This window comes from Bradyrhizobium sp. LjRoot220, from assembly GCF_964252915.1.
Lineage (GTDB): Bacteria > Pseudomonadota > Alphaproteobacteria > Rhizobiales > Xanthobacteraceae > Bradyrhizobium.
Genome location: NZ_CAXUPS020000017.1, coordinates 53,612 through 65,714 on the forward strand (window position 1 = coordinate 53,612; position 12,103 = coordinate 65,714).

Here is a 12,103-nt window from a genome sequence, read left to right on the forward strand (position 1 = left end):
TGGATGGTGGGCACGGCGCAAGGGCGCCTTTGCCCACCCTACGCATTCACCACGCATCAATGCACGGCCGCTTGCGCCCGCTCCGCGATTCCGGCTTCGGTACCGACCGCAGCCCCGCCATGATCCAGTGCCTGGTGTCGGCAGGATCGATCACCTCGTCGATCTCCAGCACGGAGGCGATCGAGACCGCCTTGCCGTTGGCATACAGCTCGGCGACCTTGGCCTTGTAATATTTCTCGCGCTCCTCGGGATCGGCGATCGCTTCCATCTCCTTGCGGAAGCCGAGCCGGACATAGCCTTCCAGGCCCATGCCGCCGAATTCGCCGGTCGGCCAGGCCACCGTGAAGAACGAGGCGTGAAAGCCGCCGCCGATCATGGCTTGCGCGCCGAGGCCATAACCCTTGCGCAGCACCACGCCGAACAGCGGCACCGTCAGGCTGGCGCCGGTCACGAACATCCGCGCAACGTGGCGCACGATCGCGGTCTTCTCGGCTTCGGGTCCGACCATGAAACCGGGCGTATCGCACAGCGACACGATCGGGATGTCGAAGGCGTCACAGAGCTGCAGGAAGCGCGCGGCCTTGTCGCCCGAGGGCGCGTCGATCGCACCGCCAAGATGCTTTGGATTGTTGGCAATCAAGCCGAACGGTTTTCCCTCGATGCGGATGAAGGCCGTTATCATGCCGACGCCGAAATCGCGGCGGATTTCCAGCACCGATCCCTCGTCGGCCAGCAGGTCGATAACCGTCCGGATGTCATAGACCCTCAGGCGATTTTCGGGGATCGCGCGCCGCAGCAGGCGCTGGTCTGGCGCCTTCCAGTCCGCTACCGCGCCCTGAAAATACGACAAGTATTTTTGCGCGGCAGTCGTGGCTTCCGCTTCATCCTCGACCAGGATATCGATGACGCCGTTCGGCGACTGGAACGACACCGGGCCGACTTCGGCCGGATGATAGACGCCGAGGCCGCCGCCTTCGATCATCGCCGGGCCGCCCATGCCGATCGAGGCGTTCCTGGTGGCAATGATCACGTCGCAGCAGCCGAGCATCGCAGCGTTGCCGGCAAAGCAATAGCCGGAGACGACGCCGATAACGGGCACCAATCCCGAAAGTTTTGCGAACTGCACAAAGGACGGCCCGTCGAGGCCGGTCATGCCGAGCCGGTCGGTATCGCCGGGACGGCCGCCGCCGCCTTCCGCATAAAACACCAGCGGCATCCGCCATTGCTCGGCAAGGCCGAGCATGCGGTCAATCTTCTTGTGATTCATATGGCCCTGGGTGCCGGCCAGCACGGTGTAGTCATAGGAAATCACCATGCAGCGCGCGCCTTCGGCGCCGAATTGTTCCGCATTCACGGTGGCGACGCCGGAAATCAAACCGTCAGCCGGCGTGTTCTGGATGAGGTCGTCGACCGTGCGCCGCCGGCGCTGCGCGGCGATTGCCAGCGAGCCGTACTCGACAAAAGATCCGTCATCGACGAGCTGCGCGATATTCTCCCGCGCGGTGCGCTGGTTGGTCTTGCGCCGACGTTCGACCGAGGCCGGCCGGTTCTCATCCAGCGTAATGGCGTGGCGCGCGATCAGTTCGGCGAGATCAGGCCGGATATGATCGAGATCCACATCCTCTTCTTCCGCCACATCATGGGCATCGATCTCGGCCGGTTCGAGAAACAGGATGGCCTCGTCCTGCATCAGGGTCACGCCGGCATCGGCCGCGATCTTGGTCACCTTGCCGCCATGCGGCGCGGTCACCAGATGTTCCATCTTCATGGATTCAAGCACGGCGATTTGCTGTCCGGGACGGACGAGGTCGCCTTCCCTAACCTCGATCGCAACGATCGTGCCCTGCAGCGGCGCCGGTACTGGCACCGAGCCGGCCGGACCGGCTGATGCGGCCGAGGTTTCGCGGGCCTCCGGAATGGACGCCGCAGCGCCCGCTTCCAACAGCTCCGGCGCCGAAAGATCATTCGCCGCATGGACCAGCGCGGCGACGTGGGTATCGATGAAGCCGGTATTGATGCGGTTGGCAATGAAATCCGGATGCGCCAGCACCGCTCCGAGGAACGGGATATTGGTGGCGACACCGCCGATGCGGAATTCACGCAACGTGCGCGTGGCCTTCTGCACCACGTCGGTCCAGTTCGGGCCGGTCGCGTGCACGATGACCTTGGCGAGCAGCGAGTCGAACGCGGCGCTGGTCTTGTAGCCGGAGCAGCCGAACGTATCGACGCGAACGCCGGGCCCGGCCGGCAGATCAAACATCGATAGCGTACCGCCGGTCGGCTTGGTGACGCCGTTCTCGTCCATCACTTCCATGTTGACGCGGAGCTGCATCGCGTAGCCGCGCGGTTTGGGGATGTAGGACTGCGCCAGACCCAGCGAGCCCAGCGTGGCGCCGCCGGCGACCGCGAGTTGCGCCTGCACCAGGTCGACGCCCAGCACTTCCTCGGTCACGGTGTGCTCGACCTGAAGCCGCGGGTTGGCTTCGATGAAGGCGAAGGCCGAATCCTCGCCCCTGGCGTCGCCATCCACCAGGAATTCAAACGTGCCGAGATTGTCGTAGTTCGCGGCGGCGGCGAGCTCCTTGGCGGCGTCGATGATGCGCGTGCGCAAGCTGTTGCTCAGCGACGGGCTCGGCGCCACCTCGATCAGCTTCTGGTTCCGCCGCTGGATGGTGCATTCACGCTCCCACAAATGGCTGATCGCACCGTGGTGGTCGCCGATGATCTGCACTTCGATGTGGCGGGCGTTGCGAATCAGGCGCTCGACATAGACTCCGTCGCTGCCGAAGGCCGCCTTGGCCTCCGACTGGCAGCGCGCGTAGGCCTCTTCCAGCCTGGCGGCATCATCCACGATCCGCATGCCGCGCCCGCCGCCGCCGGCGATGGCCTTGATCATGACGGCGCCGCCGGAGCCCAAAGATGTAAAGAAAGCCCTGGCCTGTTCGAGCGAGGTCGGACCGCTGGTGCCCTCGATGATCGGCACGCCGCACTGTTTCGCCAGCGCCTTGGCTTTGGCCTTGTCGCCGAACAGATCCAGCGCCTCCGGCGACGGGCCGATGAAGGTGATGTCTTCTTCCGCGCAGCGCCGGGCCAGCAAGGTGTTTTCGCTGAGAAACCCGTAGCCGGGATGCAACGCATCGCAGCCGGTGGCCTTGGCGGCGGCCACGACCGCCTCGATATCGAGATAGGCGCGGGCGCCCCGCCCCGGAATTTCATGCGCGGCATCGGCGGCGCGGACGTGCAGCGACAACGCGTCGTCAGCGGGATAGATCGCGACGGTGGCAAGGCCGGTCTCACCCGCCGCCCGCGCGATACGAATAGCAATCTCGCCGCGATTGGCGATCAGGAGTCTATTAAAAGGCATAAAAGCTTCCGCAAAAGGATTATCGATCCTTCATGGTCGGATCGAGCACGATACGCAAGGATTCTCCGAGCGCATTGAATGCCAATGAGACCATCAGAATGGCAAGAAGCGCGCACTAGCTCGTCGCTGCCGCGCCTTGTTCCGCGATACGGAATTCACGAACGATACGAAGCGCTTACCGGCAACCCAGTTGGGTTTCGAACCAGTTTTGCAGCGAAGCCGAAAGCGGTGGCCACGCGCGCTGAAAATTTTCGAATTTGCCGGCATTGGCACGGTAGATGCCGCGCAACTCTTGTTCGATCGCCGGAAGATCGACACCGAGGCAGCGGCCATCGCTGACGATCGTGCGTCCATCCACCACCACCTCACGCAACAGCGACGCGTTGCCTCTGGCGAACAGAAGCTCGATCGGATCGACCGGCATGATCTGATCGCGATCGAGGCGGTCGAGGTCGATGGTGACGAAGTCAGCCGGAGCGCCCGGCAGCAGTGCACCTGTCCCAGGCGCGCCGGTGGCTTTGCGGCCATTGGCGACGGCAAGGCCGAGGAATTCCTGCGGCGTCCAGGTTCGCTTGAAGCCGACGCCGCCATGGAACATCTGCACCAGCCGCATCTCGCGCAGCATGTCGTCGTCCTCGTCCAGCGCCAGGCCGTCAACACCGACCGTGATGCTGCAGCCGCATCGATGCGCGGCGGCAATCGGGGCAAAGCCGGAGCGCAAATGCATGTTGGAACTGAAGTTGGTGACGATGCGCGTGCCGGACGCGGCGATCATCTCGATCTCGTCGGGCCTTGCATGAATGCAGTGCGCCAGCGTCAGTCTGTCCGACAGAAAGCCGATGTCGCGGAGGTAGCGAACGATACCATCCGGGAAATGCGCATCCGCCCAGGCGCGCTGGTAGATGGTCTCCAGCAGATGCATGTGGATGCGGCGGCCGGTCAACGCCGAGTTTTCGGCAACCGCTTCGAGCAACGGCTTTGAGCACCACTGCACGCCCGCTGGCCCCAATTGCACATCGACCTTGGGGCCTGATATCGCCGCGGCAATCGCATCGGTGAGTTCGATATAGGCCTTGGGCGACATCGGCGCGCGGACGAACAACTGCTCTATCGTCTTGCGATCATCGCCGTGCAGTTCCGACAGGACAGATTCGCCATCGCCATAGACGATGGGATTCTGGTCGCGCACCGCGAGCGCGAATGCAATGCGGATGCCGACATCGGAAGCCGCCCGCGCAATCGCCTTGGCTTCGTCGACCAGCGGCATGGTTCCGCTCGGCCTTGTGTAATGCACCATCATCGACGCGCAGCCCGCCCGCGCCGAACGCGCCAGCGCGGATGTCGCCGTGAGGTAGGGATCGACGGGCGTACCGAGCGCCGATCGCAGGATCCAGCTTTCCAGCGGCATCCCGATCGCACCGAACGACGACGCCGTGGGCCGCGCATGATCGTGGGCATTGACGAACGCCGGGAGAACGAGGGCGCGGGGGCCGGTCGTGGGCGGCACTCCCTCGGAAATGGATGTGATCACGCCGCCGTCGTGCCGCAGCACGACGTTTTCGAGCAGGGCGCGATCAGGGCCGGAGAACAGACTGTGTGCGGTAACTTCCATAGGCATTCCAGCATACCGTCATTGCGAGCGAAGCGACGAAGCAATCCAACTCTCCCCGTATGGAGAGCATGGATTGCTTCGCTGCGCTCGCAATGACGAGGTTAGTTCGCCGTGTACTTCAATTCACGTTCAGCACGCGGCGGCAGGAATTCGCGCGAGAAAATTTCCGACGCTGCCGGAGCCCGGGCAAGCTGGTAGCCCTCGACGATGATGCCGATGGCGCGGGTCATGCGCTCGTCCTTGACGTCGCCGACGCCGATTTCCTTCATCTCGGCCGAGACGATCAGCTTGTCGAAGGAGTATTGCAGCCGGCGCTTCTCGACGTCGACATTGATCAGATTGTCGTAATTCAGCGCCGCCTTCATGCCGGCATTCTGGTCTTTCGCGATCGCGATCATGCCCTTGTTGACGGCACGAACAAGACCGGCCACGGCCTTCGGGTTCGACGCCAGCAGCTTGCGGGAGACCATCACGCCGTTGGAATAGAGGTCCAGGCCGTAGTCGCCGAACGAGAACCATCGGTAGTCCTTGTCCGGATCCTGGCGGTTCAGCACCAGGTTGAAATAGCTTGTGATGTTGAACACCAGCGCGGCATCGATGTCGCCCTTGATCAGCATCGGCTCCTGCAAGTTGGGCGCCATGTTGGAGATCTTGATCTTCTCGCCTTCCAGCTTGTTCTTCTGGGCGAACACCGGCAGCAGCCGCGTGGTCGGGGTGCCCTGCGCGCCGCCCAGCGTGCGGCCTTCGAAATCCTTGATCGTCTTGATGGCGCTGGAATTCTTGGTCACGATCGCAAACGGCGGCTGGTTCCAGATCATGTAGACCATCACAGGCGCATCCTGCGGCTTGGTCGAGGCGTTCTGGATGATGGCGTTGACGTCGCCGAAGCCGGCGTCATAGGCGCCCGACATGATGCGCGTCACGGTCGCGCCGGAGCCCTCGCCCTGGTCGATCACGACATTGAGGCCCTCTTCCTTGAAGTAGCCATTGTCCTTGGCATAGAAGAACGCGGCGTCGCTTCCTTGCGTTTTCCAGCCCAGCGTGAACTTGATCGTGGTTTCCTGCGCACTGGCGGCGCTCGCGAACAGAGCTACTCCCAACAACGCGGCGCTTACTCTCGTCAACATCGTGAACCTCCTCGACTGGGTTGGATGGCATTGCGTGAAATCGTTGGTCATGTCGCGATCAGGTCGTTCTTGCGGGTGGCCCAGCCGGTGACGCGGCCCTCGATAACTGAGAAGATCACGTAGAGCGCGACGCCGAGACCGGCGAGCACGAACAGTCCGGCGAACACCAGCGGCACGTTGAAATTCGAGGACGCAGTCATCATGACGTTGCCGATGCCGCGGTTCGACGCCACGGTCTCCGACAGCACCGCGCCGACAAAGGCGTAGCTGATCGCGACCTTCAGCGAGGCAAAGAAGAACGGCATGGTGCGGGGCAGACCGACGTTCCAGAGAATGTCGAACTTGCTGGCGCCGAGCGCTTTCAGCACGTCTTCGAGTTCGGGTTCGGTGGTCGCAAGCCCGGTCGCGATGTTGACGACGATCGGGAAGAAGCAGATCGACAGCGCGGTCAGCACCGCGGGCACGCTGCCCGAGCCGAACCACAGCACAAAGATCGGCACCACCGCGACCTTGGGGATCGACGAGAATCCGACCAGCAGCGGATAGGCGGTGTCGTACGCCGTTTTGGAAACGCCGATCACGGCACCGAGCACGACGCCAAGCCCGACGCCGAGCACGAAGCCGATCATCGTCGTCGCCAGCGTCTGCAGGATATGCGGCCACAGCAGCGGAAATTTCTGGTAGAGCGTGACGAAAACTTCCGACGGCCGCGGCAGCACCAGGTCGGACATCCCGGTCATCACGCAGAACAGTTCCCAGGCGACAAAGAACAGCACGATCAGTGCCGCCGACCAGGCTTTCTGCCTGAGATCACGTCCGGTCATGAGGTTGCTCCCTCTGCTGGCGCGCTGCGGGCATCGACGATGAACGCGCGCAGCTTCTGGTTCAGCGCCACGAAATCAGGCTCGAACGTCATCGCCACCGTGCGCGGTCGGCTGAAAGTGACCGCGCTGTCATCGACGATGCGGCCGGGCCGCGCGCTCATCACGCAGATGCGGCTGGCCAGGAATGCAGCTTCGCGCAGATCGTGGGTCACCAGCAGCACGGTCGCCTTGTGGGTCATCCAGAGCTCTTGCAGGATCGACCACAGTTCCTCGCGCGTGAACTGATCCAGCGCACCAAAGGGCTCGTCGAGCAGCAGCATCCGCGGCTCGTGGATCAATGCGCGGCACAGATTGGCGCGCTGGAGCATGCCGCCGGAGAGCTGCCAGGGATAACGGCTGCCAAACCCCTTGAGGCCGACCTGCTCCAGCAGCGCGTTGGCCTTGTCGCGGTACTCGGTCTTGCGCAGCTTGCGGAATTGCGACCGAAAGGGTTCTACGATTTTCAGCGGCAGCATGATGTTCCGCTCGATCGTCATCCACGGCAGCATGGTCGGGTTCTGGAACGCCATGCCGACGCGCAAGGCGCGGGCGGCGACTTCCCGACCACCGACGATGACGGCGCCGGTGGTCGGCTGTACCAGCCCGCTGGCCAGCCGCAAGATGGTCGACTTGCCGCAACCGGAAGGTCCGACCAGCGCGACGAACTCGCCATCCGCAATCCGGAGCGTGGTTGTCGACAGCGCCGGCACCGCGCGGTCGCCGCGGCCGAAGGTGACGGAGGCGTCGGACAGCTCGATCGCGATCGGCACGGGGGCGGCCGAAACCGGCGCGCCGGAGAATTCCGAATCTGGTTGCATGCGCATCATGGCTGGAAGTGCATGCAAGCCGGATGCCAGCGAAACTCCCTATAGAAATCAACGACATCGCAAAACGCCGCCGAAACCAGCGGATTCAATTTGGGCAATCGGCACCCCAAACTGCATGCAATTCAGGCGCTCAATTGTTGTCCATTTGTGATATGAGGCGGCTTCGAAGTACTTCGCAGGGATTCGCCCATGGCGCCTCGTTCGGCCGGCAAGAATGTAGAATCATCCGACAAGGTCGGGGTGATCTGCCGCGCGCTGCGCCGCGCCATCATCGAGCAGGCGCTGGAGCCTGGCGCGAAACTGCCTGAGGATTCGCTCGGCGAACGTTTTGGCGTCAGCCGCACCATTGCGCGCCACGCGCTGGGACAACTCGCCGCGGAAGGCCTGGTCGAGCTTCGCCGCAACCGGATCGCTGTCGTGGCGACGCCGAGTTGGCAGGAGGCCCGCGACGCCTTCGACATCCGGATCGAGCTCGAGCGTCTCGTGGTGCGCCAGCTCGCCGGCAAGCTGACCAAGACCCAGATCGCGACGCTGAATGCGCATGTCGATGCCGAGGATGGTGCCCGCGACGGCACCGACGCGGTGTCGATCCGCCTTGCGACCGAATTCCACATCCTGCTCGCGCAGATGACCAACAGTCCGATCCTCGTGCGTTATGTCAGCGAAGTCGCCTATCGCTGCTGTCTGACGTTATCCCTGTACAGCCGCCCGCATTCGTCGGAATGCGCGATCAATGAGCATCGCGCGATCATCGCAGCCCTGGTCAAGGGCGATGAGGCCAAGGTGATGAGCCTGATGCACAGCCATCTGGATTCCGTGGCCAATCGGGCCCTGGTGGCGCCCGCCCCGCAACGCGGCCGCGATTTGCTGGATATCCTGGCGCCCTATGCCGACGAGGGCGAGAGCAACCGCGTGGTGAAGATGCCGAAGGTGGTGAGGGTCAGGGCTTAGTCAGAACCGCACACTCGACGTCATCCTGAGGTGCGAGCGTAGCGAGCCTCGAAGGATGGCCACGGGTCGTACTCATCCTTCGAGGCGCGCAAGAGCGCGCACCTCAGGATGACGGTGAGAGATGAGTGGATCAGCTGATTTTCACGCCTCGATCCCTCTTTGCACCAGAATGCGTTCCGCGCTGTCATTCCAGACGTCCATCTTCACGATCTGGCCACCCCTCACGACGAAACGGTCGACATAGCGGTTGCCCTCGAACGGCGTGCCGTCGATCCATTCGCCGTACAGCGTGCCGATGCTGTAGACCACGGTTTCGTCGACCCCTGCGCAGACGTCGAAGCGATCCATCTGCTTCTTGACCCAGCGATAGCGCCGCGCATTGAACCCGGTCGGCCCGCGCGGATGACCGAACTCCCGCCCGCCGGTAAAAGTGATGATGGTGCCCGGCTTCATATAGGCCGCCGCGGCATCCGGATCCGGGATCATCGAGGCCGTGAGATAGGCTTCGACCACTTCGGCGTCGGAGAGGGGGCGGGATTCGGCTTTGGCGGTAACGGACATGGGGGCAGCTCCTGATCGAGAAAACATTACAATCGGCGCTTCAAATTGCATGCACATATTTTGAACAGTTTAGCCTACAAACTGCACACAATCTGGAGCTGCTCTGCAACAGCTCTTCCGGTAGGCTCCCCTCACCTCGAACCAGCTAAGAAGCAGGCCAAAGCCCTGATGACCGCGCGCGCCGCCTTCGACCTGATCTTCCGCAATACCCGAACCCGGGCCTCGCCTACCCCGGTCGATATCGGCGTATCGAAGGGGCGGATCGCCGCCATCGAGCCGCGCCTCGCCTGCGACGCGCCCGAAATCGAGATCGGCGGCAAGCTCGCCCTCCCCGGCTTCGTCGATACCCACATCCATCTCGACAAAGCCTGCCTGCTCGGTCGCTGCGGCCACGACCACGCCACCGTTAGCGAGGCGATCGCCGCGGTCGCCGCCATGAAGCGCGATTTCACCGTCGAGGACGTCTATGCCCGCGGCGCGCGGGTGATCGAGCGCGCCATCGTGCACGGCACCACGCGGATGCGCACCCATGTCGAGATCGATCCGCGCATCGCGCTGCGCGGTTTCGAGGCGGTCAAGGCGCTGAAACGCGACTATGCCTGGGCGATCGATCTGTCGATCTGCGTGTTTCCGCAGGAAGGCCTGACCAACGACCCCGGCGCCGAAGAGCTGCTGATCGCGGCGCTGCGCGACGGCGGCGAGGTGATCGGCGGCTGTCCCTACATGGACACCGATCCGAATGCGCATCTCGAAAGACTGTTCGATCTGGCGCAGGAGTTTGACGTCGATGTCGATCTGCATCTCGACTTCGATCTCGATCCATCCTGGTGGCACCTCGAGGAAGTCTGCCGGCAGACCGAGCGGCGCAATTATCATGGCCGCGTCGCGATCGGGCACGCAACCAAGCTCTCCGCGTTGCCGCCGGACCGGCTGAAAGCCGCGACCGAACGGCTCGCAAAGGCGGGCGTCGCCGTCACCGTGCTGCCGGCAACCGATCTTTATCTGATGGGGCGCGACGCCACCCACAATGCGCCGCGCGGTCTCACCGTGGCGCACCGGCTGGTCGAGAACGGCGTGCTGTGCTCGGTCGCGACCAACAACGTGCTTAACCCCTTCACACCGTTTGGCGACGCGTCGCTGCTGCGGATGGCCAACTTCTACGCCAATGTCGCCCATGCCGGGATCAGCGAATTCGACGCCTGCCTCGATCTGGTGACGGACCTGCCGGCGCGCCTGATGAACCTGCGGGACTACGGCATCGCGCCGGGCAACCCTGCCGATCTCATTATTCTCGACACCGACACCGGCCCGAACGCGATCGCGGAACTGCCCGACGTGCTGATGGGATTCAAGAACGGGCGCCAGGTGTTCGAGCGCCGCCAGCCGACGCTGTTTCCGCCGCAGGTCTGACTCTTGCATACGGGCATAACGCCGCGTGCAATTGACGCCCTCCCCAATCCGTTGTTGTTATCGGTCAACGAAAACAACAACCGGGCAGGAAACCATGACCAAATCATGCAACATCAGAAGCGTCGAAACGCTGTCCTGCGACGCCGGCTGGCGCAACTACCACTTCGTCAAGATCATGACCGTAGACGGCATCGTCGGCTGGAGTGAATACGACGAGGGCTTTGGTGCGCCCGGCGTCACCTCCGCAATCGAACGGCTGTCGGCCCGGGTGGTCGGCAAGAACGCGTTCCAGCATGAGCGGATTTACGCAGAACTGTTTTCCGCGACGCGTCCGGCGGCCGGCGGCGTGGTGGCGCTGGCGCTCGGCGCCATCGAGAACGCGCTGCTCGACGTCAAGGCCAAGGCGCTCGGCGTGCCCTGCTATGAATTGCTCGGCGGCAAGATCCGCGACCGCATCCGGGTCTACTGGTCGCATTGCGCCACCTGGCGCATCAATCATCCGGACTGGTACAAGCCTGCGATTACTGACCTCGACGGCGTCAAGTCAATCGGCCACGAAGTCCGCGAAAAACGCTTCACCGCGATGAAGACCAACATCTTCGTCTACACCGACGGCAAGCCGCAAGGCTGGCGTCCGGGCTTCGGCTCGCCGTTCGAGCCCGAGATCAATGTCGACCGCACCGTGATCCGCAATCTCTGCATGCACCTCGAGGCCATCCGCGACGGCGCCGGTCCCGATGTCGATCTGCTGCTCGACCTCAACTTCAACGCCAAGACTGAGGGCTATCTGAAGATCCTGCGCGCGATCAAGGACATGGACATGTTCTGGGTCGAGATCGACAGCTTCAACCCGCAGGCGCTGGGCTATATCCGCCGCCAGAGCCCGCATCCGATCTCATCCTGCGAAACGCTGCTGGGCTTGCGCGAATTCCTGCCCTACTTCAACGAACAGGCGATGGATGTCGCGATCATCGACACGCCGTGGAACGGGGTATGGCAATCGATGAAGATCGCGGCAGCCGCCGAAGCGTTCGAGGTCAACGTCGCCCCGCATAATTTCTACGGCCACCTCTGCACCATGCAGAACGCCCATTTCTGCGCGGCGGTGCCGAATTTGCGAATCATGGAGACCGATATCGACCGGCTGGCGTGGGACCACGAGCTGTTCACCCACGTGCCCGAGATCGTCGACGGCCACCTCGTAATTCCGGACCGGCCGGGCTGGGGCACCGAGCCCAGCGAGGAAGGCCTGCGCGCCCATCCCGCGAAGAACAAGGGCGGGTTGTTGAATTACGGGCAGAAGAAGTAGGCGAACTGCGTAGGAGGGATGGAGGCAAGCTTAGTATTCGTCGTCCCGGCCTTGAGCCGGGACCCATACTCCGCAGCCC

Annotated in this window: 9 protein-coding genes; 3 read left to right on the plus strand and 6 right to left on the minus strand. The window is 63.3% G+C overall.

Annotation, left to right across the window (positions count from 1 at the left end):
* Positions 1-46 precede the first annotated feature (46 nt).
* From ACSQ84_RS35515 to ACSQ84_RS35535, 5 genes are all read right to left on the minus strand, one after another.
* Positions 47-3,364 carry a carboxyl transferase domain-containing protein gene (locus ACSQ84_RS35515; protein ID WP_436216415.1) on the minus strand — a complete coding sequence of 1,106 codons (3,318 nt, stop codon included), beginning with the start codon at positions 3,362-3,364 and terminating at the stop codon, positions 47-49.
* Positions 3,365-3,539: 175 nt separating this feature from the next.
* A complete protein-coding gene (locus ACSQ84_RS35520; protein ID WP_436216416.1) occupies positions 3,540-4,982 on the minus strand; it encodes an amidohydrolase family protein in 1,443 nt (480 codons plus the stop codon).
* A 95-nt stretch (positions 4,983-5,077) separates the two neighbouring features.
* A complete protein-coding gene (locus ACSQ84_RS35525; protein ID WP_436216417.1) occupies positions 5,078-6,103 on the minus strand; it encodes an ABC transporter substrate-binding protein in 1,026 nt (341 codons plus the stop codon).
* Positions 6,104-6,150: 47 nt separating this feature from the next.
* Entirely contained in the window at positions 6,151-6,927 is a 777-nt protein-coding gene (locus ACSQ84_RS35530) for an ABC transporter permease (RefSeq protein WP_436216418.1), read from the minus strand.
* Positions 6,924-7,790 (minus strand): ABC transporter ATP-binding protein, encoded by an 867-nt coding sequence (locus tag ACSQ84_RS35535; protein WP_436216419.1) that lies wholly within the window; start codon positions 7,788-7,790, stop codon positions 6,924-6,926. Before ACSQ84_RS35535 ends, ACSQ84_RS35530 begins: the two co-directional genes overlap by 4 nt.
* 192 nt (positions 7,791-7,982) lie before the next feature.
* Here ACSQ84_RS35535 and ACSQ84_RS35540 point away from each other — a divergent pair, with 192 nt between their 5' ends.
* Entirely contained in the window at positions 7,983-8,744 is a 762-nt protein-coding gene (locus ACSQ84_RS35540; RefSeq protein WP_436216420.1) for a GntR family transcriptional regulator, read from the plus strand.
* A gap of 141 nt (positions 8,745-8,885) precedes the next feature.
* On the opposite strand, the gene ACSQ84_RS35545 is transcribed toward ACSQ84_RS35540, so the two are convergent.
* Positions 8,886-9,305, minus strand: a complete 420-nt coding sequence (locus ACSQ84_RS35545) for a nuclear transport factor 2 family protein (RefSeq protein WP_436216421.1) — start codon at positions 9,303-9,305, stop codon at positions 8,886-8,888.
* 168 nt (positions 9,306-9,473) lie between these two features.
* Between ACSQ84_RS35545 and ACSQ84_RS35550 the strand changes: the two genes are divergently transcribed.
* On the plus strand, positions 9,474-10,715 hold the full coding sequence (locus tag ACSQ84_RS35550; RefSeq protein ID WP_436216422.1) for an amidohydrolase family protein: 1,242 nt from the start codon (positions 9,474-9,476) through the stop codon (positions 10,713-10,715).
* Between the two features lie 94 nt (positions 10,716-10,809).
* Positions 10,810-12,024, plus strand: coding sequence for a mandelate racemase/muconate lactonizing enzyme family protein (locus ACSQ84_RS35555; protein WP_436216423.1), 1,215 nt, complete (start codon positions 10,810-10,812; stop codon positions 12,022-12,024).
* Positions 12,025-12,103 lie beyond the last annotated feature (79 nt).

Bases quoted from the DNA above. Each gene is read 5' to 3' on its own strand.
- ACSQ84_RS35515 (WP_436216415.1), bottom strand. From the start codon at position 3,364: ATGCCTTTTAATAGACTCCTGATCGCCAATCGCGGCGAGATTGCTATT.
- ACSQ84_RS35520 (WP_436216416.1), bottom strand. From the start codon at position 4,982: ATGCCTATGGAAGTTACCGCACACAGTCTGTTCTCCGGCCCTGATCGC.
- ACSQ84_RS35525 (WP_436216417.1), bottom strand. From the start codon at position 6,103: ATGTTGACGAGAGTAAGCGCCGCGTTGTTGGGAGTAGCTCTGTTCGCG.
- ACSQ84_RS35530 (WP_436216418.1), bottom strand. From the start codon at position 6,927: ATGACCGGACGTGATCTCAGGCAGAAAGCCTGGTCGGCGGCACTGATC.
- ACSQ84_RS35535 (WP_436216419.1), bottom strand. From the start codon at position 7,790: ATGCGCATGCAACCAGATTCGGAATTCTCCGGCGCGCCGGTTTCGGCC.
- ACSQ84_RS35540 (WP_436216420.1), top strand. From the start codon at position 7,983: ATGGCGCCTCGTTCGGCCGGCAAGAATGTAGAATCATCCGACAAGGTC.
- ACSQ84_RS35545 (WP_436216421.1), bottom strand. From the start codon at position 9,305: ATGTCCGTTACCGCCAAAGCCGAATCCCGCCCCCTCTCCGACGCCGAA.
- ACSQ84_RS35550 (WP_436216422.1), top strand. From the start codon at position 9,474: ATGACCGCGCGCGCCGCCTTCGACCTGATCTTCCGCAATACCCGAACC.
- ACSQ84_RS35555 (WP_436216423.1), top strand. From the start codon at position 10,810: ATGACCAAATCATGCAACATCAGAAGCGTCGAAACGCTGTCCTGCGAC.